Consider the following 23,899-nt stretch of genomic DNA (forward strand, 5'->3'; position numbering starts at 1 on the left):
CAATGGCGTCATGAGTCTTCCTCTTTTCGCTTGATCATGATTTGAAGATCTTCCTCTTTTTCTTCACGCACTGCTTTTTTCGTTTTTTCGATCGTCAGTTCAATTTGCTTCAGCCTTAATCTTCGTTCATCCTTCGCATGTGCGAGCTCTTCAAACTGTTTTATTAAACGCCTGAGTTCACCCATTGCACGGGATTGTGCATTTAAAAACGTCGCATGCCGATCCCATGAAAATTGAAACGAGTATTCTTCTGAGGTCATGTCTAGTTCTGTCTGAATGCCTTCGCCTGTTTCTTCTAATGAAGAAGGCATGTATGCCGCCTTTTTCACCTCTTTGATCATGTCCTCTTGATCTGCTACATACATGATTCGCTGCGCCCGAATAATGGCTGCATATTGAATTTGAATTTGGTCCCAGATTAAATCAAGCGATGTGCGTCCATCCATTTTCTCCATGATTTCAATCGTTTCATCTGAAAGAAATTGATTGAAAATCGAGTGTGCTTGCTTTGACGAAGTTTTTTGTCTTTGCCATCCGTATCGTCTTTTCCACGATTTGACGGTATGGATCGAGACATTGTAATGATCAGCAATTTCCTGGTACGTCATCCCCTTCATATAATCCTGCTTGGCCTCTATCCGTTTATCTTTCATTTACATTCACCTGCCGCCTCCTTTTAATTCGAATGATTCCCTCTGAAGGAATCATTTGTGTAGGGCTAGCAAACATTCGTTTGGTCTTTCTAACTATAGGTGGCAACTGTAAGACAAGCTTTAGCTGATTTATTTTTGAACAGAAAAAACACCTATTCAGCAGCTCTGAATAGGCGTTCTTGTACTTTTTTGGACATTTTCGTCCGCGCTCTTTCCATATGTTTTTGCACAGTTCCTTTTTTGACATCCAGCATGTCCGCAATCTCGCTAAACGATAACCCTTGTGTTGTGTGCATAAAGAATACGTCCTTTTCTCGATCTGTTAAAACAGACAAAGCGTCATCAATTCTTTTTTTGTCTCTCTCACTGACTTCTCTTTCTTTCTCTTGAATAAGGGTATATTCATGTGATAAAGCCTCTAACACTTCTGGATTTGCGAGAATGGTACGCTGATAGACTGAACGTCTGTCTAATCCTCTGCGCGCGCCTGGCTCTCTTCCGATTTGAAGCCATTCTACTACGTATTCCAGATCGCTTACCATACTGGCAATCATTTTTTTATCATGCTTGTCTTGAACGGACAGCTGATGTTCTTCTTTTTCTTTAAATGGTTCATATTGTTTTCTAGCATTCTTTAAAGCTCTTTTATATTCAATGAGTAAATCTTGCATATTGGCTCTCTCCCTTTTTAAGAAAATAAAAAACGGACACCAATCAAGTCCCCTTTTAGCAGGGTCTTGATCAGTGTCCGCAGGCTTTCCGTCTTGGACATATTGTGCTTTGATGTGTTCAGTCAGTTAGCTGATTTTAAAACCAATCTCGTGATCTACTCTTGCAAAATGACCTTTTGCCGTTTGAATAATGGTTTTTCCATGTTCAGGTACATCCATTTTATAAGCCGTTCCTACATTCCCATCTAACACGATGACTTGAATTTTTCCTTTTTCCATCTCACCGACAAATGTTTGGTTTTCTTGAATGAATAGTTGTTTTGGCTCGTTCATCTGCTTGTCTCCTTTTTTGGTGTTGGCCTCGTGCCACCACCTACCGTATTGATAATGATTTCAACTCTTGGACACATACTATAAAACTGAGAAACTCTTAAATCGACCATCTGCAGAGGGACTTCATCGGCTATAGAATGAAGTGCTTCTTGAATATGCTGTAGATTCGGCTGAAAGATGCTGACGTGTACTGGGCGTATCAACCCTTTTTCTGCGTATGTACGCTTTTTTTGGCAGTCAGCTATATCGAACGGCATGTGATCAAATAAACGAATTTCAAGTGATAGTGCGCCTTTTAATTTTTGCGGGCATTGCCCTTTTGCAGCTGATCGTATTCTTTTCATCAATGTCTCTTTTGTTAACAAATGCTCATGTTCAATGATTAAATGGATGACCATGTTATGATCTCCCGTCATCCTTTGCCCACTGGCGGATGTCTTGTTCGTTTTTACTCGCTTTGAGCAAGCATTTCAAAAATGTCATGATTTGCTTCCATCGTTTCACGTTGACCTGATTCCTCCTTTTTTGTATCATCAACCTTAGCTTCCAGGAGGGTCATATATGTCTCTTTCTCTTCTGATGTGGCAAAAACAAACATCGGTTTCTGATGATGAAAGGCGATCCAGCCGCCAGCTTGGTCTAAACAAAGCTGCGCTTCTTTTCTAGCATCAAACGTCAGCTGATGTCTCATCTTCTTCAGCTCCCTCCAAGCTGTCCTCAATTTCTGTTTGGTATCCATATCGTTTCACGTCATATAACCAATAACTTTTTGGATAACCAAAGTCACTCATCTGAGTCACCATTGGATGTTCAATATTCATTCTGCTCGTCTCCCCTTTTCTAAGAACCGATCTTCTCTTAAACAATTACTCTTTTCGTGTAACTTTTGGCCAAAAAAAAGCTCTTGAACCCCGGTATTCAGCAGATCTGCAATATGCTTTGCTATTTCTAAGCTAGGCTTCGTTCTGCCCATTTCGATATTCGCATAGCCGCTTGTGTACTTATATCCCAATTTTTTCGCCATATAGGTTTGTGTTTTTCCTTGCAATATGCGCTCTTCTCGTAATTTTTCAAGTTTCATCTTTCCACCTCTTACTCAATATGTGTAAGTTATATTCATTATGATAATATACACAAAACGAGTAAGTCAACCATATTTTTATTCTTTTTGTGTATTTATTTATCTTTTCCGTGTAATTCATGATAAAATTTACTCATAACATGAAAAAAGGTGTTTCTGATGGATAATTTGACTGGGAAGATTCTAACTGAATTAAGAGAGAAGCATGGATGGAGCAAGTCAACAGTTGCTAAAAAACTCGGATTAAAGGCGATGTCCACTTATGCAAACTGGGAATACGGCTTGAGAAAACCCGACGGTGAAATGATTGTGAAAATTGCCGAATTATATGGGGTCTCAACCGATTATCTTCTCACAGGTAAGGACAAAGGCAGGCCCGATGACGATCTTGCAGACGATCCTGATTTGCAAATTGCGTTTAAAGCAGCATCAGATTTTTCCGAAGAAGCACGAAGACAAACCATCGATTTTATTAACTACATTAGAGAGAAAGAGAAGCAAAAAGGTCGTCAGCCAAAAAAGCGAGACGACAATTGATCATCTCTTTTCATCTGCTTTACGCTGGGACGAACCCAGCTTTTTTTTATACCTCTTTTTCCCTTAAAAAAGAAATAGCATATGAATAAAAAATCATGTCTTTTCCAACATAATATGTGACAATTTTCGCCATAATTACTCTTTTTTTCACATATTTTAATTGACAAATAATTCTATTATTATTAATATATGTATATACTAAAAAAAGGAGTGTTACCGATGAAAAAATTCATGAAAATCTGTACATTGTCTTTAGCTGCTGTAGGTGCTCTTACATTCTCTCAAACTGAAGGTGCTCATGCAGCTGCACAGCCAAAAGAACCAGTCATAGCAAAAGCTCCTATTATGAATAAAGTAATTACGGTGAACCGTACGCTTTCTGTAGGTTCTTCAATCGCCGTCTCTCTTCCAGCAAGCCAAATTTCTGTGTCGGGTGCAACGTATGCGATTCAATTAGATCAAACGGCTCCAAACTTCACTTGGATTCGCGCTGTACAACGCGGTTCTGTGACAGTTTCCTACTATAATTCACTAGGCGAGCTTGTGATTAACTATATTACTGTTCGATAAGCAATCTAGCTTTACATATCTAAAGGCGATGACATGAAGTCATCGCCTTTTGGTGTTTAGAGTTGGTTTCATCTGAATCATGATTGCCAACATCCGTACAATATGTTAACTTTTAATAAAAATAAGTTAACATATTAAGGAGGCATTAATGATGAGAGAGCAGCTGTCTTTGTCTTGGGAAGCAATAGCGGAGAAGGCGATGAAAAATGAACCGATCACGGTGCAAGAGGGTCTAGACATTCTAAAAGCTGACGATAGAGAATTGTTACCTATTATGCATGCAGCCTATCAAGTGCGATTTCATTTTTTTCAAAAAAAGGTGAAATTAAATATGATTTTTAACGCAAAAAGTGGATATTGCCCTGAGAACTGTGGATATTGTTCACAGTCGATGATTTCAAAAGCACCGGTTGAAAGATATACAATGCTTGATCAAAAGACCATTGTAGCTGGTGCGCGTGAGGCTCTCAAAAGAAAAGCCGGAACTTATTGTATTGTGGCAAGCGGGAGAGCCCCTTCTCATAGGGAATTAGATGAAGTCACAGCAGCAGTCAAGGAGATCACTGAAACGATGCCTTTGAAAGTGTGTGCCTGTCTTGGGTTATTAAATGAAGAAAAAGCGAAGCGGCTGAAGGAAGCGGGTGTTCATCGGTATAATCACAATATCAATACACATCATGATCATCATGCTCACATTACGACAACTCATACATACGATGACCGCGTGTCGACCATTGAGCAGGTCAAACAATCTGGCATGTCACCTTGCTCAGGGGTCATTATTGGAATGGGTGAAACCAATCAGCAAATTGTTGAAATGGCTTTTGCGCTCAGAGCACTTGATGCGGATTCAATTCCAGTCAACTTTCTTCATGCCATCGAAGGAACACCGCTTGAGCATCAAAAACGAACACACCCGATCAAAGCATTGAAAGTGCTGGCAATGATGAGATTTGTCAACCCAACAAAGGAAATTCGGGTATCCGGAGGCAGAGAGTTTAATTTACGGACACTCCAGCCGCTCGCACTGTATGCCGCAAATTCCATTTTTGTTGGTGATTATTTAACAACAAAAGGCCAGCAAGTCCAAACGGATCATCACATCATTGAGGATTTAGGGTTTGAAATAGAAGAATGTGCGTTATAAAAGAAGTCTGCCGATTCACCGGCAGACTTTTAAGATTAGAATCTTTTATGAAAATCGACAGTTCCGCTTCCATCTTCTCGGTCAAAGCTGCCAACAAACGTCCAGTTAATATATCCACCGTCACCATTGTTGACAAACGTACCATCTTCAAATACCCAAATACCAAACGTAATACCGTCATATTCAACACTATCATAGTAGACAACATTGTTCAGACCGCTAAAGTCGTGGTCTTGGCTTAAGTTTTGGACAACTACGTTGTAGTTTTGACCTGCCTCATAGAACGCACTGTATGCGGCATTTTTTACGAATCCATCACGATTTTGAGATGACTTTACTGCTTGTTCAATTTTATCGGCAATGGCTACTGGATCAATTGAGACACTTCCATCAACACCTGTTGTTGTAGCAGCTTCAGCCGTTTGACCAAAAGTCGTAAGAGATAGAGGGGCAGCAATCATTGACGTAGCGATGACAGAACCAACAAACATTTTGCTTGTTTTTCTCATTATTTCTAACTCCTCCTTTAATTGGTATGTTTATGTACTACCCCTTCATCTGTCTCTTAAACACTAATTTATGAAAAAAAATCTTATTCTACCAATTAAGAGGGTATTTTTACTGTTTAATTAGGCGAAATAACAAAAAAACTACTCTTATAAAAGAGTAGTTTACAGTATTACATGAACAGGATAAATAAAATCACACCTAGGATAATTCGGTATATCGCAAAAGGCACCAGTTTGATTTTATTGATCAGTTTTAGGAAGAATCGAACAACAAAGAGAGCCACAACAAACGCACTCACAAAGCCGACGATAAAGAATGGCAGCATATCCGGTGTTAAATATTCGGCATTTTTCACAAGGGTTAATAAGCTTGCTCCTGCCATAATCGGCATCGCCATGATAAATGTAAAGTCTGCCGCAGCACGGTGATTCAAACCAAGAATAACCCCGCCTGCGATCGTTGAACCTGAGCGCGAAAATCCTGGCCATAATGCTAAACATTGAAACAGTCCAATATAAAGCGCCTGTCTGTAAGTCATGTTATCGACAGAGCTTGTTTCTGTTTTCCGTTTATTGATCCAGTCAGCGACAAGCATCAGAACTGCCCCTAAAATTAAACCGACAGCGACTGTTCTGACGTCAAATAAGTATTTATCAATATAATCTTCAAATAAGAATCCTAAAATGACGGCTGGAACAAGTCCAACTGCAATTTGGGCGATGGTCAGTTTATGCCCGCTGCGCTTTTGCTCTTCGGTGATATTTTTCTTTAAGCCCAATAAGTTTAAAATACGATCTTTAAACACGATCATGACAGCTAAAATTGAGCCTAACTGAATCACGACTTTAAATGTGTTGGCCGCTTCTGGCGTAATAATTTCCTTTGATTTTAACCAAAGATCATCGACAATGATCATGTGACCTGTAGATGAAACAGGTGCGTACTCTGTTAATCCTTCGACAATTCCTAAAACCAGTGCCACGAATAAATCCCATAGATTCATGATTTTCTTTCCTTTCAATTCTGATCTTTTGAACACGCCAAACATCTATGTCCACATAAAGACAAGCTTCCTTCATCGAAAGCTCGTCTTTATGATACTATATTTTTTTCAAAAAAAGATTATGACATCAAACCTTTTCTTCTTTATACAAATTGGACCGCATTTTGAACCAATCAAATAAGTGAGTCGTGATGACCTTCAGAACGGCATACGTCGGAATAGCGACAATGATGCCGACCACGTTGAACAATTTACCAGCTGTTAATATAACAAAAATAATCGTAATGGGATGAATATGAAGGTTTTTTCCCATCACCTGAGGAGAAATGAATTTCCCTTCAACGAGCTGAACCACTGTCCAGACTATAATGAGTTTTAGCAGCATTACTGGTGACGTCACAAGTGCAATCACAATCGCTGGTGTAATCGCAATTGTTGGACCAAGGTAAGGCACTATGCTTGTACATGCTGCAATGATAGCGAGCAGCAGCGCATAGTCAAGTCCAATGATCATATAACCGATTAACAGAAGAACACCGATACAGAAGCTGACAATGATCTGTCCGCGAATATACGAGCTTAGACGGTGGTTCATTTCGTGAAGCATGATATGTGTATGTTCCCTCATTTTACTTGGGAAAAATTTCAATAGATAGTCAGGCAGCTTTTTGCCGTCTTTTAATAGATAAAACAGAATAAACGGCACAGTCACGATCGAGATGATGACTTCTGTGAGCGCCCCTAAGAATGTTCCTACACCGGTAAAGGTGCTTTCCAAAATCTTCGTCGCTTGACTGGATGCTTTACTTACCAATTCAGACACGTTAAAGTTCATCGAGTTTTGCACTTGATTAATAAAGTTACTTCCTGTTAATTGTCTAATTTGATCTTCTACCGTATCGACGTATTTCGGAAGATTATGAAATAGACTCATGGTTTGAGCTTGTAAAAAAGGAATAATGGACACGATGGTCACTGTAATAATCCCAATAATGACAATATATAAAAGCAAAATGGAATAGATCCGCTTGATTCTTGCTTTCTCTAACAAGTTAACAATTGGATTTAATAAATAATACACGACTCCCGTTAAAATAATCGGTAAGGCAATGGTTTTGACGAGTACAATGAGCGGTGTGAAAATAAATGATGTTTTCATGAAAACAAGGATATTCAATCCAATTAATAACAGGACGAGTAAAAAGAGAACAAACTTGTTATCAAGAAAAAATTTTCTAAATCGACTGCTCCACATTTGCATAGAATTCATATTGTTCCTCCAAACACGGGCTATTTTATGAGTAAATTGTACACTACTTGATCATGATTATGGTCGTCATTGTTTGAGCTTTTTTTCCCATTTTGCAATGGACATTGCCCATACAATGAGAATCGGCTGTCCAATAAGCCTTATCCATAGCAAGGCTTGTTCTGTATTTTCTTGACCTGGAAACGGTATTCCCTCACGAGCAGCAAATAAGTTTGCAGGGAAAATGAGTACAAGATAGACAGCAATGGATTTTGCCGCTGTAATCCTGACATTTGGCAAAAGCAGCAGCACGGCCAGCAGCCATTCAAGACATGCAGTCGCATAGACCATTACATATGGAAATGGCCAGCCTGGCATCATGCGGGCAAAGCCGCTCGGCTCTATCACATGAAAAATACCAGCCGCTATGAATAAAAGCGCAAAGATGTATGTACTTCCTATATGCAGGACGCGCTTCATGTTTCCTCCTCTCCCTTCTATCCTGAGTATTACCCGAAGAAGGAAGAAACTACCCACTTTTCGTACATTTATATCCTTTATGTAAGACGCATCAGCCTATATAAAGGTTTCATCCGCTTTGCAATAAAAAGAATATTCTTTCATACAAACGCTTTCAAAGCATGTATAATCAGAGAAAAGCAGAAGGAGGGAATCACATGATTCGATTTGCTGTCATCGGAACGAACTGGATTACAGATCGGTTCTTACAAGCTGGTGAAGAACTAGCTGATTTTACATGTACAGCCGTCTATTCACGGTCCGCTGAAAAAGGACAGGCCTTTGCCGAAAAATATGGGATTGATATGGTTTTTACGAACTTACAACAAATGGCGGAAAGTGATACGTTTGATGCCGTGTATATTGCGAGTCCAAATGCCCTTCATAAAGAGCAGGCCATGTTGATGATGGGGCATCAAAAGCATGTTTTATGCGAAAAACCATTCGCCTCTCATCGAAAAGAAGTGGAAGAAATGATTGCCGCAGCGAAAAAACATCAAGTGTGTTTGATGGAAGCGATGAAAACGACATTTCTGCCTAATTTCCTTCAAATCAAACAGCATCTTGATCAGCTTGGACCTATCAGGCAAGTGGTCGCGCATTACTGTAAATATTCTTCAAGATACGATGCCTATCGAAGCGGCGAGCTTCCAAATGCCTTTAAGCCTGAGCTATCCAACGGTTCTTTAATGGATATCGGGGTGTACCTCGTTTACCCAGTCATATACTTATTTGGTCTGCCGAATCAAATCACCGCAAGAGGCTATAAGCTTTCTTCTGGTGTGGATGGGAACGGTTCAGTCCTTTTACAGTATGACGGGCATCAAGCACTTCTTTTTCATTCTAAAATTTCAACGTCTCATTTATCGGCTGAAATTCAAGGCGAGGATGCCACCATGGTGATTGATCAATTCCACCGTCCTTCACGAATCACGATACACGACCGTGACGGACATCAAACTGACATCTCTCTCAAAGATGATCAGCCAGCTATGTCTTATGAAATCAATCATTTTATTGAGTGTATTCAGCAGGGAATGGGGCAGTCTCCTGTCAATACATTTGCCCTATCTGTTCAAACCATGTCCGTCATGGACGAAGCGAGAAGACAAATGGGCGTGTTGTATCCTGCCGACAGACAAAATGTATAGGGCATGAAATGATGAACAAAGGGCGAAATTTTTTTGTTCGCCCTTTGTTTCGTGTCAGTCGTTTATTTTGCGGCTAACACATCCGCAAATGCTTTCACATACGGCGGAAGGTCCGGCGGGCGTCTGCTGGAGATGAGGTGGCCATCTGTGACGACTGCCTCATCGAACCAATCCGCACCAGCATTTGTCATATCGTCTTTAATACCTGGTGTACTTGTCACTTGTCTGCCTTTCAGGATTCCTGCTGATATCAGCACCCAGCCGGCATGACAAATCTGACCGATTGGTTTTGCCTTCGCATCAAATGTACGGACGATGTCTAATACTTCTGGATAACGGCGCAGTTTATCAGGCGCCCATCCGCCAGGGACTAGCACAGCATCATAATCATCAGCTTGTATGGAATAAAAATCTGCATCAGATACCGCCGGCACACCATACTTCCCGATGTACTCATGATTTGCTTTTTCACCTACAAGATGGACAGTCGCCCCTTCTTCTCTTAAACGCAGAACCGGATACCATAGCTCTAAATCTTCAAAATCATCGCTGACAAACGCAATGACCTTCTTATCTGATAAACGCATACTATCTCTCCTCTTCTTTCGATTTCCTCTATTGTACGAGATGTCCTCTTAAAAAGAAAAGCGGTTCCCCTTGAGGAGAACCACTTGACCTTATTCGCTGATCTTGAATTTTTTAATTAAATCACGTAATTCTTCCGCCATTTGGGAAAGAGTTGTGGATGAAGAACTAATCTCTTCCATAGAAGCAAGCTGCTCTTCAGCAGATGCTGCGATATCTTGGATGCTTGCTGAACTCTCTCTTGATACATCTGCAATTTCATTTACTGCTTTAGAAATTTGCTCAGATCCTTTCGACAGCTCGCGCACCGTTGTATTCATTTCATTCATTCTTGCTGCGATTTCCGCTGTTTGCTCATTTATTTGTGAGAAACTTTCTTTCGTTTGATCTGTAATAGTAAGACCACTTTTCACTTCTTCATTCACTGCTTTGAACATATTTTGAGATGTTTCGATTTCAGTAACGATTTCATTCACAAGCTTTTCAATCTCTTTTGCTGAATCCGATGATTGAACCGCTAGTTTACGCACTTCTTCCGCAACAACAGAGAAGCCTCTGCCTGATTCACCTGCGCGTGCTGCTTCAATGGCAGCATTTAGTGCAAGTAAATTCGTTTGATCCGCAATGCCGTTAATCACGCCTAGGATGTTTGTGATATCTTTTGATTTATGCTCTAGCCCGTTGATCACGCCTTCAGCTTCTTTCACTGAATGGTCAATCGTCTTCATTTGGCCAACAGTCTGCTCCACAAGCTGTCCGCCTGTTTCTGCGACTGTTTTTGATTGAACAGATGACGCTGTGATGACATCAGACGTTTCGGCAACTTCGTTCAGTCCTTCATTCATTTGTTTTAAATGAACCGCGCTTTGTTCCACCATTTCGCTTTGATTTTCGTTGCCGTTAGAGAATGTTTCAATAGATGATGTGATATGTTCGGTTGCTTTAGTTGTTTGACCTGCGCTTGCCGTCAGTTCTTCAGATGATGAAGCAACATTCTCAACAGATGTTTGTACTGCTTGAATGACATCTCTTAGGGACTCACTCATTTCATTAAAGCTTGTGCCAAGCTGTCCAATTTCATCTTTTGAGCGGACATCAATTTTTTCTGTTAAATCTCCCTGACTGATCTTCTTCGAAGAAGAGACAAGAGTGGAAAGTGGTTTTGTAATGGAACGGATGATAAAGAAGATCAGAATCCCGCCAATGATAAGCGCGCCGGCTAAAATGATGGCGGCCATGTTAAAGACTGGCTGTGCAGCTTCTTCTACTTCACTGACAAACATCGTCCCGACAATTTTCCAGCCAGTCGCCTTGTTTGTGGTGAACTCCATCTGCTTTTCTTTTCCTTCAAACATATAGCTCATAGATCCGTTATCTTGTGAATACATTTTTTCTAACCATTCACCAGATAATTTTGTTCCTGCTTTTTTCGTTGGATGTGCCACATATGTACGGTCTGGACTTCCAATAAAGGCATAGCCTTGTTTCCCAATGTTAATGCTATTGGACTCTTTAACTAGATTCGCAATGTCTAGGTTCATCGCGATGACGCCTGATCCATCCTCTAGTTTTTTAGAAATGGTTACCACAAGTGTACCGGTTGAAGCCGTTGCATATGGGGCTGAAACAGACAGCTCACCGTTTTTCGCCCAGCCGTCTTTGTACCAATCCCTCTCAGTTGCGACATAACCTGCAGGCATTTTTTGATTAGGATATCTTGAAAACACTTTGCCGTCACTTGAAGCGACAAAAATGCCTTCTGTGTCATCATTCATACTCATGAACTGCTCAAAGCGTCCTTGAATATCGGTCGTTCCTTTTTGCTTGAGCTTTTTCTCCGTGATCCATTTGCTAAAGAAATCGGCTGCGTCTGTTTTCACTTTGACAACCTTCGTAATATTTTTATCTAGCTGCTCTACGTTTTCCTTTGCACTTTGCATAATTTGATCATTTAAAGAGGTGCTTGCCGTATGGTATGAAGAGAAAGCCAATACAATGATTGGACATAAAAGAATAAATAAGAAAGAGAATACGAGCTTTTTTGAAATAGATGGCTTTCTGAAATACTGTATGAATTTCATAAAAAAGAAAACTCCTTTTAGTAAGATAGTATATATATCGGAAGTACTACTAGGTTCTTTACTTTTTTAACTTATTAAAGTCTAAATAAGTCCAAATTACCCAATTTATATGCATCGAATGGAAAAACACCTGACGTTTTGGCGTCAGGTGCTTAAGATTGTTGACAAAGGGCTAAAATGTTCTTGATTTTAGCCCTTTGTCTTCTTTTTCAGTGTGATAGAAAACCTTTGCAGTCTAGGAAGGACGAGTACCGGAGCGGAGCGAATAAAAGATTCGTGAGCACCGGCACGCAGACCTGACACCAAATGCGAGGGTTTGTCTACACGCTGAAACACCTGACGTTTTGGCGTCAGGTGTTTCGCTACTCTCTTACATTTTAAATTGTTTAATAAGCTCCCTTAGTTCTTCTGCCATCTGAGATAAAGTGGCAGAAGATGAGCTGATCTCTTCCATAGATGCAAGCTGTTCTTCTGCTGATGCCGCGATATCTTGGAAGCCTGCTGAGCTTTCTCTTGAGAGCTCTTTGATTTGATTCACCGCATGAGAAATATCATTTGAGCCATGCGATAGCTCTTCGGCTGATCTGTTCATTTGTTTCATTTGTTCTGTCATTTCTGATGTTTTATCAGTGATTTTCTCAAAACTCACTTTCGTTTCATCTGTAATGTTTAATCCAGATTGTACTTCACCTGCTACTTGTTTAAACATTTTCTGCGATTTTTCTATTTCCTCCACAATTTCGTTCGTCAGGCTTTCAATTTCTTTTGAAGAGCTTCCTGACTGCTCTGCCAGCTTGCGGACTTCTTCTGCGACAACAGAGAAGCCTCTGCCTGCTTCACCTGCTCGTGCGGCTTCGATCGCAGCGTTTAAAGCAAGGAGATTCGTTTGATCCGCAATACCGTTGATGACCCCAAGAATGTTTGTAATATCCTTTGATTTCTGCTCCAAGCCTGCAATGACAAGCTCTGCTTCTTTTACTGCCTGCTCAATCGTTTGCATTTGACCTGCTGTTTTTTGAACGAGTTCTCCTCCAGCCTGAGCAGTTTTGCTCGATTCGATCGACGATTCCATCATATGAGAGGTTGTGTCGACCATATGCGATAAGCTCCGATCCATTTCGTTTAACTGAACTGAGCTTTTTTCGATCATATCATTTTGATGTTCAGTGCTGTTTGAGAACTGTTCAATAGATGATGTGATATGCTCGGTCGCTTGAGCTGTCTGTCCTGCACTTGCCGTTAACTCTTCAGACGAAGCAGCAACATTTTCAATGGAATTTTGGACAGCTTGAATGACTTGCTTCAGCTTTGCTGACATGTCGTTAAAGCTCTGCGCTAGCTTACCAATTTCATCGTGCGTACGAACTTCAATATGCTGGGTCAAATCACCTTGACTGATTTTTTCAGCCGATTCAGAGAGCTCTATCAGTGGCTTTCGAATCGATTTAATAATAAAATAAATCGCGATTCCGCCAATGGCAATCGCAGCCGCAAGAATGATCATTGTTAAGTCGAGCACTGGCTGTGCGGCTTCTTTTACTTCATTCACATACATCGTTCCAGCAAGCTTCCAGCCGGTTGCTTCATTTGTGTCAAAAAACATTTGCTTCGGCTGGCCATTGTATTCATATTCAAAGCTGCCTTCTTTTTTATCATATAGTTTTGAGATGAAGTCACCAGTCAGCTTTGTCCCAGCCTTATCGGTTTTATGGGCCACATAACGCTGATCTGATGTGGCGATAAACGCATAGCCTTCTTGGCCAATTTTGATGCTGTTTGTATCTTTTACAACCGTATTTAAGCGTACATTCACCCCGATCACACCAGATCCATCTGCTAGCTGTTCTGATATTGTGATGAGCAGGTCATCTGATGACTTATCGGCAAAAGGATCTGAAATGATGAGTTTCTTCTCTCCCATCGATTTCTGAAACCAAGTTTCATTTTTTGCGCTCTTTGCATTACCTTTGTGAATCTCCGAATATTCAGTTAGTTTACCATTTTGATCTGCAACAAATACTTCTACTACATCGTCATCTGTTTCCGATAATTGCTCTAATTTCACTTTGAGTAAATCTTTGTTTTTAGCAGTCAATTCACCCTTTTTGATCGATTTAGATAAGTATGAAACCATGTCAATTTTAGGCTGTATATCTTTATTAATGAGTTCGTTTAATTGTTGAACACCATTTGCAGCACTAGACATAATCTCATCATTAAGAGACTTTGATGCCACTTCATAAGAAAATGCAGCCAATACGAGAATTGGCACTAGGAGAATCGCTAAGAATGCAGTAATTAATTTCTTCGACATCGTAAAGTGCTTAAAAAAGTTGATTTTTTTCATGACTCTACTCCTTTTGATTTATGATTTGTGGTCTTCCTCTTCTATTCTTAGGTAATATGAATTATTTTTCAAGGAATAATGTTCAAAAAACCCAAAAAATAAGTATAATTACCCATTTCTTTTGATTTACTCAATGAAAAAGAGCCTCTATCTGGAGGCTCTTTTCTTCCTGTCTATTCAACCTTAAATTTGCTAATTAAATCGCGTAATTCTTCTGCCATCGAAGAGAGTGTGGCAGAGGACGAGCTGATTTCTTCCATTGATGCCAGCTGTTCTTCTGCTGAAGCCGCAATGTCTTGAATATTTGCCGAGCTTTCACGTGATACGTCTGCGATCTCACGAACAGCCTCTGACACATGTGCCGAGCCTTTTGAAAGCTGAACAACGGTTTGATTCATTGTTTGAAGCTGGTCAGAAATTTCTTTTGTCATTTCGAAAATATTGTGGAAGCTTACTTTCGTTTGTTCAGTGAAGCTTAGGCCTGATTGAACCTCTCGATTCACCGCAGTGAATACTTCCTGTGATACGTCAATATCTTGTACGATTTCTTTAATCAAATTCTCAATTTCTTTTGCCGAGTTGGCAGATTGAACCGCCAGTTTTCTTACTTCTTCTGCTACAACGGAGAATCCTCTGCCAGATTCACCAGCTCTTGCTGCCTCAATCGCTGCATTTAGCGCAAGTAAATTCGTTTGATCGGCAATTCCATTGATGACACCGAGAATTTGGGTAATGTCTTTCGATTTACTTTCAAGTGCACTGATGACATTCTCTGCTTTTTTCACGGACTGATCAATGACATTCATTTGAGAAGCGGTTTTTTCAACAAGCTGGCCGCCTTCCCCTGCGATATCTGTTGATTTGATCGATGAAGCAGTAATGGATTCAGCCGATTCATTCATATTCTGAAGACCGCGGTTCATTTCCTCTAACTCTTCTGAGCTCAATTCGACTTTATCATTTTGGCTTTCATTTCCGCTGGAGAATTGTTCAATGGCTAGTGTAATATGCTCTGTTGCTTTACTTGTTTGTCCTGCGCTGGCAGTCAGTTCTTCTGATGAAGATGCGACATTCTCGACTGAAGTTTGAACGGCTCCAATGAGAGATCGCAATGAGTCAATCATCGTATTAAAGCCTTTACCAACTTGTCCAATTTCGTCATCTGACTGGATCTGAAGCTTATCGCGTAAATCACCTTCGCTGACTTTTTTCGAGAAGCGGGCAAGGTTGGATAACCTTTTTGAAATAGAGCGGACGATAAAGAAAATGAGGGTTCCTGCTACAATGAGTGTGACACTGAATACGATAATGGCTGTATTGAAAACGGGCTTTGCCGCTTCTTCTACTTCAGATACGAGCATCGTTCCACCAATTTTCCAGCCGGTTAATTCATTGGTGACATATGCAACCTTTTTATCTGTTCCTTTGAGGGTATAGCTGCCGCTTCCTTCTTTGTTTTTAAAAATAATGCTGGCCAGATTTTCATTGACTTGACTTCCTGGCTTTTGGGTTGGATCTGCTAAAACGGTTTTATCTTTCTCCATGATGAAAGCATAGCCTTTTTGCCCAATTTTGATTTCTTTTAGTTTTTGGAGCAGGCTGTCAATTTCCATATCAAGACCAATGACACCTGAACCATCTTTCATTTTTTGGGCAATCGTGATAACCATTTTGCCTGTGGATGCTGCTACATATGGTTTTGTGATGACTTGTTTGCCGTTTTCTGCTTTCAATGCCTCTTGATACCATGGACGTTCTCTTGGATCGTAACCATCTGGCATCTTTTGAACTGGATATTGCATAAACAATCCCTTTTCAGAGCCTGCATAGATTGCGGATACATCTTTTTCATTAATTTTTCCAAATTGCTGTAATTCTTTAATGGTCGCATTTCTATTTTTTTCTTGAAGATTAGACGCTTTGAGCGAGTCTGAAAACAGTGTCACAGCATCTGATTTGTTGCCAATATTCTCATTGATTAAGGTATCAAATGCATTAACCTGACTCATCGCACTGCCCATAATCTGTTTGTCTAGCTCTGTCTTTGATGTAAAAAACGCACTAATTGTCAGTGCCACAGTTGGCAGGATAAGGACGACCAAAAAGGCAATGATTAATTTTTTTGAAATGGATGGTTTTTTGAACCATTGGATCATTTTTCCCATTTTAACTTTCCCCCTTTACTTCTCTAAAGTTATTATCGGATGAAAGGTGTATTTTTAGAGGCTGGAAATGACGTTTAAAAATAAAAAAAATACCCAGACAATTCTGGATATTTTTTCATCGTTATTTAATTAATTTTAAATTGACTTGTGAGCTCTTTTAGTTCCTCTGCCATGTTGGCAAGTGTCACAGATGAAGATGTGATTTCTTCCATAGATGCTAGCTGCTCTTCTGCGGAAGCCGCAATGTCCTGAATGTTTGCTGCGCTTTCTCTAGAGACTTGGCGCATCTCCTGCATCGCTTGTGAAACAAGCTTTGAACCGCTTGATAGGTCAATGGCTGTATCGTTTAATTGCGTCAGTTTTTTCGACATTCCTTCTGCCGCCTCATAAATGTGCCGGAAACTTTCTTTTGCTTCTTCTGTCATACCTAGTCCTGCGTTTACTTCTCGATTGACTGCTTTGAACATATCTTGAGATTTAGCAATTTCTAACACAATTTCTTGGATGAGCTTTTCAATTTCTTTCGCTGAATCTGCGGATTGGACAGCTAGTTTTCTCACTTCTTCTGCAACGACGGAGAAGCCGCGTCCTGATTCACCTGCTCTTGCTGCTTCGATTGCTGCATTAAGCGCAAGTAGATTCGTTTGATCCGCGATGCCATTAATGACATTTAAAATACTCGTAATATCTTTAGACTTGTATTCTAATTCTTTCATGACCTGCTCTGCTTCTTGTACAGATGTATCAATATGTTTCATTTGGCTTGCTGTGCTTTCAACAATTCGGCCGCCTTGACCAGCAGCTTCTGTTGATTGAATAGAGACAGCAGCCACTTCAGATGAGGTTTGTGACATATCTTGTAATCCTTCGTTCATTGCCACAAGCTGATTCGTACTAGATTCGACTTTCTCGTTTTGTGCTTCATTTCCATTTGAAAATTGTTCAATTGACATCGTGATATGCTCTGTTGCTTGACTCGTTTGGCTGGCACTTGCCGTCAGCTCCTCTGAAGCCGAAGCCACGTTGTCGACAGATTGCTGTACAGCGCGAATGACGTCACGAAGAGATTCACTCATCTTGCTGAAGCTTCTTGTGAGATCTCCTATTTCATCCTTCGATTTGGTTTCGAGGGTTTCTGTTAAATCCCCTTCACTCACCTTTTCTGAGAAATCAACAAGCCTTCTCAGTCCAATGGTAATCGAGCGAACAATGAAGAAGATAGCGACACCGCCAAGGATAAATGAAGAAATTAAAAGAATAATGGCAGAATTCCAAACTGGCTGTGCTGCTTCTTCTGTTTCTGATACAAACATCGTTCCAGCAATTTTCCAACCTGTTAAATCATTTGTGACAAAAACGATACGTTTTTGTTCTCCTTTATTCTCATAAGTTGATGTTCCTTCTTTGCCGCTGTAAAGGATTGATGAAATATTTCCTGTGACCTCAGATCCTGACTTTTCTTCTGGATGGGCTACAATTTGTTTGCTTTTATTTGCAATAATTGGATATCCTTCTCGTCCAATTTTAATTTCTTTGATTTTATCAACAATGTCTTGCACATCAATGTCGATTCCGATCGCTCCCGACCCGTCCTTCAGACGCTGGGCAATCGTGACCACCATGCCGTTTGTTGTAGCAGAAATGTATGGATTGGTGACAACTGGCTCACCTTTTTCATCCTGCATCGCTTGCTGATACCAATCGCGTGTTGTTGGGTCATAGCCTTTTGGCATGTCTACTTTAGGAAACTGAATGAAATCACGATTTTTACTTGCTGCATAAAATCCAACCACATCATCTTCGTTGATTTTGCTGTATATTTCAAAATGCTCATACAGTTCGTCCTGGTTTTTCTTTTTAAAGTCTGCAGCAGTAGTTGTTTGAGTAAAAAGTTTCACCGCGTTTTCTTTATTCAAAAGCTTTTGCTCGATCATGTCATTCATATCATTGACTCTTGCTTTTGCTCCGTACATGATTTCATGATCTAATTCTTCTTTGGCAATCTGATATGAAATCGTACTGAGTGTAATGATTGGCAAGACGAGAACAAGTGTGAATGAAATAATCAGTCTTTTGGAAATCGATGGTTTTTTCAACCATTTTATTGCACTTTTCATGTTTTTCCTCCTTTTAAACGATATGTTTTATATCGGACATCTTCATAGTATTTTCATGTTTTTCAAATAAAAAGGATGCTATTTTGTTTATTTTCACAAATTGATTCCTTGCCCAAGCACCCTGCATACGCTAATACAAAAGGGGGCGCTTTTCATATGATTATCCTTTCAGGACAGCCAGTGACAAATGAGCAGCTGGCATCGTTTCAGCTAGAGGGACAAAAGCGGATCATTTTGATGCAGTTACAGGCCTCGAATGATACGTTCCGCTATAGGCAAGCATCTGATTTGTTATTTGAGGTCACTTTAAGATCGAACATTATGAATGCTGCAAGAGATTTGAATAAAAGCGGTGCCTCATTCGCCATCTTTCAAAGGTCGCGTGCAAATGATGCGTTTTGGCGTGTGTCGGAAGCAGGAGCACTAGAGCTGCGCTATCAAGTGGAGCCATCAAGAGGCATTCAAGACATTTTTGAAAATGGTTCAAAATATGCATTTGAATGCGCAACAGCGATTGTCATTGTGTTTTATATGGGGGTTTTGCAAACAGTAGGAGAGGAGAAGTTTAATCGAAGACTTCGCAGTTTAACACTGTATGACTGGCACTATGATACTTTGTCGATTTATACAGAGCGCGGGAATGATTTTATCTATGGGGATTGTTTATATTTCGAAAATCCAGAGTTTAGCTATCAGCAGTCGCAATGGCGCGGGGAAAATGTGATTTACTTAGGAGAAGATCAATATTACGGTCATGGACTTGGAATTTTAACAGCAGCAGAAATTATCGACAAACTGAATAAGAGAAGACGGCCAGGTGCGGTTCAATCCGCTTATTTATTACCGCAGACTACCCGGATGGATGTAATTTATCTCAGGCAAATGTTTGGCAGCTAAAAAAAGCCTCTTGTCTATTGGTTATGACAAGGGGCTTCTGTATGCCTTGCGTTTACGATAATTTTGGAGTGTGCCAAGCATCGTGTTCGCAAGGACCTCCATTTCTTCTAAATCTTTTCTTGTGACCGGCGAGTCGTGCCGGCTCCATTTCACGTATCGAACAAAATAGTAATGACGAATGGGCGTAAGGACAGCAGGAGAATGAGGGAAATCATCAAACCAAAATTCAATCTGGCCTTTTTTTCGGTAGGAATGTTTTAAGATGTCCATCCTGTCACACCACCCATCATGATTTTATGTCTGCGTCAGTTCGTGCATGATGTCTTCAACGCTTAAAATCGAGTGAATACGTCCAACGCCCTGTCCTGCCCACAGAGCCATTTGATCAGGGTTACCTCCGGCAGCAGCTGCTTTTCGCATCGGTGTTGTGCATAGATGCTGAACTGGGTAAGGAAGAACCCTATCTTCATGCAGACTTTCATCCTCCATCCACTGATTCACAATACCTCTCGCTCTTTTCCCAGAAAAAAGCCTTGTCACCCTCGTTTCACTGCCTTCTGCCTTTAAAATGGCTTTCTTGTATACCTCTGCCGCAGCACTTTCCTGGCTGGCTAAAAATCGTGTGCCGATTTGAACCGCATCCGCTCCAAGCGCTAGCGCTGCTTTCATACCTAATCGGTTCGTGATGCCTCCTGCAGCTATCAAAGGCACACGGCAGAGCGGTTTGACGTCAGAGATCAGACTGATCAGCCCCACCAAGGCGTCTCCTTTTGCATGTAAAAATGTGCCGCGATGTCCCCCTGCTTCACTTCCTTGCAGCACAATGGCATCCATTCCTTTTTCCTCTAGAAGCAGTGCTTCCTCTTTTGTTGTCGCCGTTCCGATTAAAAAGATTCCCTTTTGTTTTAGGTGGTGAATCGTTTGTTCATTTGGACAGGCGAATGTAAAGGAAACGATCGGAACGTCTTCTTCCAGAAGAATGTTGATTTTCCGTTCAAAATCATCCCACAACTCTTCTTCGCTTGACATCCTATGAGCTTCGGGCCATACAGGCAGTCTCTTCTCCCAAAACGCCACATCCTCTTTTTTCACATCTGGAATTGGCTCTGGTACAAACACATTGACCTGAAACAGGCAAGATGTCAGCTGTTTGACCTGTCTAATCTGCTGTCTCAAATCGTCAGGCTGCACATATCCACTTGCCAAGCTGCCAAGCCCTCCGTAATTTGAAACAGCGGCTGCCAGCTGCGGTGTCACAGCTCCTCCTGCCATTGGTGCTTGGATGATTCCATGTTCGATTTGCAGTAACTTTTTGATGTCCCCCATTTATTTCCCCCATCTCTTACTCGTTTGACGACACTTGTACATAAAAATGACGATGCCTCGGCCCGTCAAACTCACAGAAATAGATTCCCTGCCACGTGCCAAGCACAAGATCTCCATCATGAATGAGAACATGCTGAGACGCCCCCATATAACTCGCTTTCATATGTGCAGCCGTATTTCCTTCCATATGGCGATCCTTTGGATGTTCCCACGGAAAAACTTCATCAAGCCGGCGAAGCATATCTCGTTTCACATCTGGATCCGCATTTTCATTAATGGTGATCCCTGCTGTCGTATGTGGACAATAGACGATGACAGTTCCGTTTTGTATGCCTGTTTCCCTGACATATTGGAGAACCTCATGTGTGACGTCGATCATATCATCGCGTCTGTCTGTTTGTAGATTGATTTTTTTCATATGAGCTGCTCCTTTTTCACGTTTCTATAAAAACCATACCCTTTTTATGTGAAACAAATCTTCTTATCTAAAGTTTACCAAGCAAAAAAACCTCGTCAAGCAATGCGAGGTTTTTAAGAAAAGTGAACCTTTTTGACTTCAATGGTTCGAATATGGTGGTCTTCAGCATCAATGATCGTAAATTCACAGCCTTCTGCTTCAATCGTATCCCCAATGTCAAAATCAAATTTATGCGTCATCATCCAGCCAGCAATTGTATCAACATCATCATTCTCAATGGCTAAATCCAATAAATCATTTACTTCATCAATCAATGCTTTCCCATCCATCACATAATGAAAATCACCTTTTTTAACGATGTGAGGTGTTTCATCCTGATCATATTCATCTCGAATCTCTCCGACAATTTCCTCTAATATGTCCTCCACTGTGACAAGTCCCGCTGTACCTCCGTATTCGTCTACGAGCACTGACATATGAATCCGTTCCTTTTGCATCAAAATGAGCAATTCTTGAACAGGGGTGCTTTCAATCACTCGGATCACCGGACGCATTAAGTCTTCAATCGATACATCTTGATTTAGAAAGCTGGCCTTAAATACATCTTTGCTGTTAATAACACCAATCACATGATCTTTGTCTTCTTTAATAACAGGGTAGCGTGTGTACCTTTCGTTCAGCATATAATGGGTCACGTCTTCTAAGGTCTGTTCAATCTCTATAGCTGAAATTTCTGTACGCGGAATCATGATCTCTCTTGCCACTCGGTTATCAAATTCAAAGATTTTATTCACATATTTGTACTCAGATTGGTTAATCTCACCCTTCTCATAGCTTTCAGATAAAATGAGACGCAATTCTTCCTCACTGATCGCCACTTCATGTTCTTTGACAGAATGATAACCAAATAATTTCACGATGCTTCGTGCAGCCCCATTTAATGCCTTAATAAACGGGTACATGACTTTATAGAAAAAGATGAGTGGTTTTGCTGTCACAAGGCTGACCGCCTCTGCCTTTTGAATGGCAATTGTTTTAGGCGCGAGTTCTCCCACAACGACATGTAAAAATGTAATGATCACAAATGCGATGATAAACGAAAGGATGTCAGTCAATGCAGAATGAAGCCCGATTTTTTCAAACAGCGGATGCAGAAAATGCTCCACCGTCGGCTCACCCAGCCATCCTAGACCTAAAGCCGTGATGGTAATGCCAAGTTGGCAGGCGGATAAATACTCGTCAAGATTTGATATCAGCTTTTGAACATGAATGGCTCTCTTATCCCCGCTTTCGATCAGCTGGTTGATTTTAGAGCCTCTAATTTTCACAATCGCAAATTCAGTGACAACAAAAAATGCTGTCGCAGCAATGAGTAATATGACTAAAAATACGTTTAAAATGTACAAAAAAACCCTTACCTAACAATGGTAAGGGCTCACCTCCTCTGGCATCAATTAATCATTACGGCCATTTAGGAAGATCATTACAAAACGGAGCAATTCAAACAGGGAGACAAGGGCCGCTGCTACGTACGTCAGAGCTGCAGCATTTAACACCTTGTTCACGCCTCTTTCTTCACTGCTTCTAATGATTCCTTCTGAAACAATGATATCTTTTGCACGAGAACTTGCATTAAACTCGACAGGCAATGTCACAAGCTGAAAGAATACAGCTGCTGAGAACAAAATGATCCCAAGCCCGATTAAGTTAAGGCTGCTGAGCAAAATTCCACCAAGGAAAAGAAGCGGAGCAACTCCAGATGCAAAGTTCACGACAGGAAAGATCTTATGTCTCAAAACAAGCGCACCATAGGATTCCTGATGCTGCAAGGCATGTCCAACCTCGTGTGATGCGACTGAAATGGCCGAAATGGAGTGGCCGTAGTACACAGGTTCAGATAAACGAACCACACGCTGCGTCGGGTCGTAATGATCAGTCAAAGTTCCTCTTACCGGTTCAACAGGCACGTCGTATAACCCGTTGCGATCTAAAATATATCGAGCGGTTTCAGCACCTGTTTTCATACTGGATGCTTCCACCTTTGAATACTTTTCAAAATTATTCTTCACTTTAAATTGTGCCCAAAATGATAAACCCAATGCGGCAAACGTTAAAAAATAAAAAAACAGCATGCTCATCAGCTTCCTTTTTATTTTATATATTTATTTACAATTTTAATGACTTTTATGTACCATGTACAGCAAAAAGCACTAGGTCTTTTTTAGGGGAATAACCGCACCAATGAAAAAGAAGAACACACCTAAGCAAGCTGTATAAAAGGTCCCTGTACCATAAAGGTCTTGAAAAAAGTGCAGCCATGAAAAATCATTCATAAAATGATTCACAGCATTTAAATCAAACACGAGTAAGATGACAGCTGATGATAAAAAGTGCACACCAATAAAAAGAAGTACGGTCTTTTGAACAAACGACATTCGAATTCCCTCCTTCTTCTCCCTTATTTTAAGATATGGGTTCTATTTCAATACATGACGAAGATGAAAAAATGTTTCCTCAATCGGGCATACTGACATTAGCA

The 23,899-nt window shown here is 40.6% G+C and carries 27 protein-coding genes; 5 read left to right on the top strand and 22 right to left on the bottom strand.

Features of this window, described 5'->3' with window-relative positions; genetic code table 11:
* Window positions 1-8: 8 nt before the first annotated feature.
* The 7 genes from terS to MHB41_RS14275 all read right to left on the bottom strand — a co-directional run bounded on the left by terS (window position 9) and on the right by MHB41_RS14275 (window position 2,738).
* Window positions 9-653 (bottom strand): phage terminase small subunit, encoded by a 645-nt coding sequence (terS, locus tag MHB41_RS14245; RefSeq protein WP_061110000.1) that lies wholly within the window; start codon window positions 651-653, stop codon window positions 9-11.
* A 152-nt stretch (window positions 654-805) separates the two neighbouring features.
* Entirely contained in the window at window positions 806-1,324 is a 519-nt protein-coding gene (locus tag MHB41_RS14250) for a sigma-70 family RNA polymerase sigma factor (protein WP_034282498.1), read from the bottom strand.
* 126 nt (window positions 1,325-1,450) lie between these two features.
* Window positions 1,451-1,657: an XtrA/YqaO family protein gene (locus MHB41_RS14255; protein WP_024423268.1), complete on the bottom strand. Its 207-nt coding sequence runs from the start codon at window positions 1,655-1,657 to the stop codon at window positions 1,451-1,453.
* Window positions 1,654-2,055, bottom strand: a complete 402-nt coding sequence (locus MHB41_RS14260; RefSeq protein ID WP_034282500.1) for a hypothetical protein — start codon at window positions 2,053-2,055, stop codon at window positions 1,654-1,656. Before MHB41_RS14260 ends, MHB41_RS14255 begins: the two co-directional genes overlap by 4 nt.
* 50 nt (window positions 2,056-2,105) lie before the next feature.
* On the bottom strand, window positions 2,106-2,348 hold the full coding sequence (locus tag MHB41_RS14265) for a hypothetical protein (RefSeq protein WP_254114530.1): 243 nt from the start codon (window positions 2,346-2,348) through the stop codon (window positions 2,106-2,108).
* The gene (locus MHB41_RS14270) at window positions 2,326-2,478 is read right to left on the bottom strand and encodes a hypothetical protein (protein WP_198527490.1); all 153 of its coding nucleotides are present in this window, start codon (window positions 2,476-2,478) and stop codon (window positions 2,326-2,328) included. The genes MHB41_RS14265 and MHB41_RS14270 overlap by 23 nt, the downstream gene beginning before the upstream one ends.
* Window positions 2,475-2,738, bottom strand: a complete 264-nt coding sequence (locus MHB41_RS14275) for a helix-turn-helix transcriptional regulator (protein WP_061110001.1) — start codon at window positions 2,736-2,738, stop codon at window positions 2,475-2,477. Before MHB41_RS14275 ends, MHB41_RS14270 begins: the two co-directional genes overlap by 4 nt.
* A gap of 159 nt (window positions 2,739-2,897) precedes the next feature.
* Here MHB41_RS14275 and MHB41_RS14280 point away from each other — a divergent pair, with 159 nt between their 5' ends.
* The 3 genes from MHB41_RS14280 (at window position 2,898) to bioB (ending at window position 4,992) form a co-directional block, all read left to right on the top strand.
* Window positions 2,898-3,275 carry a helix-turn-helix transcriptional regulator gene (locus tag MHB41_RS14280; protein ID WP_024425910.1) on the top strand — a complete coding sequence of 126 codons (378 nt, stop codon included), beginning with the start codon at window positions 2,898-2,900 and terminating at the stop codon, window positions 3,273-3,275.
* Window positions 3,276-3,494: 219 nt separating this feature from the next.
* Window positions 3,495-3,845 carry a hypothetical protein gene (locus MHB41_RS14285; RefSeq protein WP_024425911.1) on the top strand — a complete coding sequence of 117 codons (351 nt, stop codon included), beginning with the start codon at window positions 3,495-3,497 and terminating at the stop codon, window positions 3,843-3,845.
* Between the two features lie 151 nt (window positions 3,846-3,996).
* A complete protein-coding gene (gene bioB / locus MHB41_RS14290) occupies window positions 3,997-4,992 on the top strand; it encodes a biotin synthase BioB (RefSeq protein ID WP_034282505.1) in 996 nt (331 codons plus the stop codon).
* Between the two features lie 35 nt (window positions 4,993-5,027).
* Here bioB and MHB41_RS14295 read toward each other — a convergent pair whose 3' ends face one another.
* From MHB41_RS14295 to MHB41_RS14310, 4 genes are all read right to left on the bottom strand, one after another.
* Complete coding sequence (locus MHB41_RS14295; protein WP_024423274.1) at window positions 5,028-5,501, bottom strand: hypothetical protein; 474 nt, start codon at window positions 5,499-5,501, stop codon at window positions 5,028-5,030.
* A gap of 170 nt (window positions 5,502-5,671) precedes the next feature.
* Entirely contained in the window at window positions 5,672-6,505 is an 834-nt protein-coding gene (locus tag MHB41_RS14300; protein ID WP_025094210.1) for an undecaprenyl-diphosphate phosphatase, read from the bottom strand.
* Between the two features lie 127 nt (window positions 6,506-6,632).
* Window positions 6,633-7,775 carry an AI-2E family transporter gene (locus tag MHB41_RS14305; protein ID WP_024423275.1) on the bottom strand — a complete coding sequence of 381 codons (1,143 nt, stop codon included), beginning with the start codon at window positions 7,773-7,775 and terminating at the stop codon, window positions 6,633-6,635.
* 66 nt (window positions 7,776-7,841) lie between these two features.
* A complete protein-coding gene (locus MHB41_RS14310) occupies window positions 7,842-8,234 on the bottom strand; it encodes a DoxX family protein (protein WP_061110002.1) in 393 nt (130 codons plus the stop codon).
* A gap of 197 nt (window positions 8,235-8,431) precedes the next feature.
* On the opposite strand from MHB41_RS14310, the gene MHB41_RS14315 reads away from it, so the two are divergent.
* Window positions 8,432-9,424 carry a Gfo/Idh/MocA family oxidoreductase gene (locus MHB41_RS14315; RefSeq protein ID WP_061110003.1) on the top strand — a complete coding sequence of 331 codons (993 nt, stop codon included), beginning with the start codon at window positions 8,432-8,434 and terminating at the stop codon, window positions 9,422-9,424.
* Between the two features lie 62 nt (window positions 9,425-9,486).
* On the opposite strand, the gene MHB41_RS14320 is transcribed toward MHB41_RS14315, so the two are convergent.
* From MHB41_RS14320 to MHB41_RS14340, 5 genes are all read right to left on the bottom strand, one after another.
* The gene (locus tag MHB41_RS14320; protein ID WP_024423278.1) at window positions 9,487-10,011 is read right to left on the bottom strand and encodes a type 1 glutamine amidotransferase domain-containing protein; all 525 of its coding nucleotides are present in this window, start codon (window positions 10,009-10,011) and stop codon (window positions 9,487-9,489) included.
* A 90-nt stretch (window positions 10,012-10,101) separates the two neighbouring features.
* On the bottom strand, window positions 10,102-12,090 hold the full coding sequence (locus MHB41_RS14325) for a methyl-accepting chemotaxis protein (protein ID WP_041115847.1): 1,989 nt from the start codon (window positions 12,088-12,090) through the stop codon (window positions 10,102-10,104).
* 370 nt (window positions 12,091-12,460) lie between these two features.
* Window positions 12,461-14,437 carry a methyl-accepting chemotaxis protein gene (locus MHB41_RS14330; RefSeq protein ID WP_041115845.1) on the bottom strand — a complete coding sequence of 659 codons (1,977 nt, stop codon included), beginning with the start codon at window positions 14,435-14,437 and terminating at the stop codon, window positions 12,461-12,463.
* Window positions 14,438-14,610: 173 nt separating this feature from the next.
* Window positions 14,611-16,602 (bottom strand): methyl-accepting chemotaxis protein, encoded by a 1,992-nt coding sequence (locus MHB41_RS14335; protein WP_041115843.1) that lies wholly within the window; start codon window positions 16,600-16,602, stop codon window positions 14,611-14,613.
* Between the two features lie 125 nt (window positions 16,603-16,727).
* Window positions 16,728-18,719: a methyl-accepting chemotaxis protein gene (locus MHB41_RS14340; RefSeq protein WP_061110004.1), complete on the bottom strand. Its 1,992-nt coding sequence runs from the start codon at window positions 18,717-18,719 to the stop codon at window positions 16,728-16,730.
* 156 nt (window positions 18,720-18,875) lie between these two features.
* Here MHB41_RS14340 and MHB41_RS14345 point away from each other — a divergent pair, with 156 nt between their 5' ends.
* Window positions 18,876-19,616 (top strand): protein-glutamine gamma-glutamyltransferase, encoded by a 741-nt coding sequence (locus MHB41_RS14345; RefSeq protein WP_041115839.1) that lies wholly within the window; start codon window positions 18,876-18,878, stop codon window positions 19,614-19,616.
* A 21-nt stretch (window positions 19,617-19,637) separates the two neighbouring features.
* Here MHB41_RS14345 and MHB41_RS14350 read toward each other — a convergent pair whose 3' ends face one another.
* The 6 genes from MHB41_RS14350 to MHB41_RS14375 form a co-directional block, all read right to left on the bottom strand.
* Window positions 19,638-19,886 carry a hypothetical protein gene (locus MHB41_RS14350; RefSeq protein WP_034282525.1) on the bottom strand — a complete coding sequence of 83 codons (249 nt, stop codon included), beginning with the start codon at window positions 19,884-19,886 and terminating at the stop codon, window positions 19,638-19,640.
* 24 nt (window positions 19,887-19,910) lie between these two features.
* Window positions 19,911-20,942 (bottom strand): nitronate monooxygenase, encoded by a 1,032-nt coding sequence (locus MHB41_RS14355; protein WP_061110005.1) that lies wholly within the window; start codon window positions 20,940-20,942, stop codon window positions 19,911-19,913.
* Between the two features lie 16 nt (window positions 20,943-20,958).
* Window positions 20,959-21,360, bottom strand: coding sequence for a secondary thiamine-phosphate synthase enzyme YjbQ (locus MHB41_RS14360; RefSeq protein ID WP_034282527.1), 402 nt, complete (start codon window positions 21,358-21,360; stop codon window positions 20,959-20,961).
* Window positions 21,361-21,473: 113 nt separating this feature from the next.
* Window positions 21,474-22,766: a hemolysin family protein gene (locus MHB41_RS14365; protein ID WP_024423287.1), complete on the bottom strand. Its 1,293-nt coding sequence runs from the start codon at window positions 22,764-22,766 to the stop codon at window positions 21,474-21,476.
* Window positions 22,767-22,814: 48 nt separating this feature from the next.
* A complete protein-coding gene (locus tag MHB41_RS14370; RefSeq protein WP_024423288.1) occupies window positions 22,815-23,489 on the bottom strand; it encodes a zinc metallopeptidase in 675 nt (224 codons plus the stop codon).
* A gap of 81 nt (window positions 23,490-23,570) precedes the next feature.
* Entirely contained in the window at window positions 23,571-23,795 is a 225-nt protein-coding gene (locus MHB41_RS14375) for a hypothetical protein (protein WP_024423289.1), read from the bottom strand.
* Window positions 23,796-23,899: the final 104 nt, after the last annotated feature.

This window comes from Bacillus sp. FSL H7-0578, assembly GCF_038630855.1.
Classification (GTDB): domain Bacteria; phylum Bacillota; class Bacilli; order Bacillales; family Bacillaceae; genus Bacillus; species Bacillus safensis.

What these genes read in the sequence shown, in the direction of transcription:
- terS (WP_061110000.1), bottom strand. Translation starts at nt 653, where the DNA reads ATGAAAGATAAACGGATAGAGGCCAAGCAGGATTATATGAAGGGGATG.
- MHB41_RS14250 (WP_034282498.1), bottom strand. Translation starts at nt 1,324, where the DNA reads ATGCAAGATTTACTCATTGAATATAAAAGAGCTTTAAAGAATGCTAGA.
- MHB41_RS14255 (WP_024423268.1), bottom strand. Translation starts at nt 1,657, where the DNA reads ATGAACGAGCCAAAACAACTATTCATTCAAGAAAACCAAACATTTGTC.
- MHB41_RS14260 (WP_034282500.1), bottom strand. Translation starts at nt 2,055, where the DNA reads ATGGTCATCCATTTAATCATTGAACATGAGCATTTGTTAACAAAAGAG.
- MHB41_RS14265 (WP_254114530.1), bottom strand. Translation starts at nt 2,348, where the DNA reads ATGAGACATCAGCTGACGTTTGATGCTAGAAAAGAAGCGCAGCTTTGT.
- MHB41_RS14270 (WP_198527490.1), bottom strand. Translation starts at nt 2,478, where the DNA reads ATGAATATTGAACATCCAATGGTGACTCAGATGAGTGACTTTGGTTAT.
- MHB41_RS14275 (WP_061110001.1), bottom strand. Translation starts at nt 2,738, where the DNA reads ATGAAACTTGAAAAATTACGAGAAGAGCGCATATTGCAAGGAAAAACA.
- MHB41_RS14280 (WP_024425910.1), top strand. Translation starts at nt 2,898, where the DNA reads ATGGATAATTTGACTGGGAAGATTCTAACTGAATTAAGAGAGAAGCAT.
- MHB41_RS14285 (WP_024425911.1), top strand. Translation starts at nt 3,495, where the DNA reads ATGAAAAAATTCATGAAAATCTGTACATTGTCTTTAGCTGCTGTAGGT.
- bioB (WP_034282505.1), top strand. Translation starts at nt 3,997, where the DNA reads ATGAGAGAGCAGCTGTCTTTGTCTTGGGAAGCAATAGCGGAGAAGGCG.
- MHB41_RS14295 (WP_024423274.1), bottom strand. Translation starts at nt 5,501, where the DNA reads ATGAGAAAAACAAGCAAAATGTTTGTTGGTTCTGTCATCGCTACGTCA.
- MHB41_RS14300 (WP_025094210.1), bottom strand. Translation starts at nt 6,505, where the DNA reads ATGAATCTATGGGATTTATTCGTGGCACTGGTTTTAGGAATTGTCGAA.
- MHB41_RS14305 (WP_024423275.1), bottom strand. Translation starts at nt 7,775, where the DNA reads ATGAATTCTATGCAAATGTGGAGCAGTCGATTTAGAAAATTTTTTCTT.
- MHB41_RS14310 (WP_061110002.1), bottom strand. Translation starts at nt 8,234, where the DNA reads ATGAAGCGCGTCCTGCATATAGGAAGTACATACATCTTTGCGCTTTTA.
- MHB41_RS14315 (WP_061110003.1), top strand. Translation starts at nt 8,432, where the DNA reads ATGATTCGATTTGCTGTCATCGGAACGAACTGGATTACAGATCGGTTC.
- MHB41_RS14320 (WP_024423278.1), bottom strand. Translation starts at nt 10,011, where the DNA reads ATGCGTTTATCAGATAAGAAGGTCATTGCGTTTGTCAGCGATGATTTT.
- MHB41_RS14325 (WP_041115847.1), bottom strand. Translation starts at nt 12,090, where the DNA reads ATGAAATTCATACAGTATTTCAGAAAGCCATCTATTTCAAAAAAGCTC.
- MHB41_RS14330 (WP_041115845.1), bottom strand. Translation starts at nt 14,437, where the DNA reads ATGAAAAAAATCAACTTTTTTAAGCACTTTACGATGTCGAAGAAATTA.
- MHB41_RS14335 (WP_041115843.1), bottom strand. Translation starts at nt 16,602, where the DNA reads ATGGGAAAAATGATCCAATGGTTCAAAAAACCATCCATTTCAAAAAAA.
- MHB41_RS14340 (WP_061110004.1), bottom strand. Translation starts at nt 18,719, where the DNA reads ATGAAAAGTGCAATAAAATGGTTGAAAAAACCATCGATTTCCAAAAGA.
- MHB41_RS14345 (WP_041115839.1), top strand. Translation starts at nt 18,876, where the DNA reads ATGATTATCCTTTCAGGACAGCCAGTGACAAATGAGCAGCTGGCATCG.
- MHB41_RS14350 (WP_034282525.1), bottom strand. Translation starts at nt 19,886, where the DNA reads ATGGACATCTTAAAACATTCCTACCGAAAAAAAGGCCAGATTGAATTT.
- MHB41_RS14355 (WP_061110005.1), bottom strand. Translation starts at nt 20,942, where the DNA reads ATGGGGGACATCAAAAAGTTACTGCAAATCGAACATGGAATCATCCAA.
- MHB41_RS14360 (WP_034282527.1), bottom strand. Translation starts at nt 21,360, where the DNA reads ATGAAAAAAATCAATCTACAAACAGACAGACGCGATGATATGATCGAC.
- MHB41_RS14375 (WP_024423289.1), bottom strand. Translation starts at nt 23,795, where the DNA reads ATGTCGTTTGTTCAAAAGACCGTACTTCTTTTTATTGGTGTGCACTTT.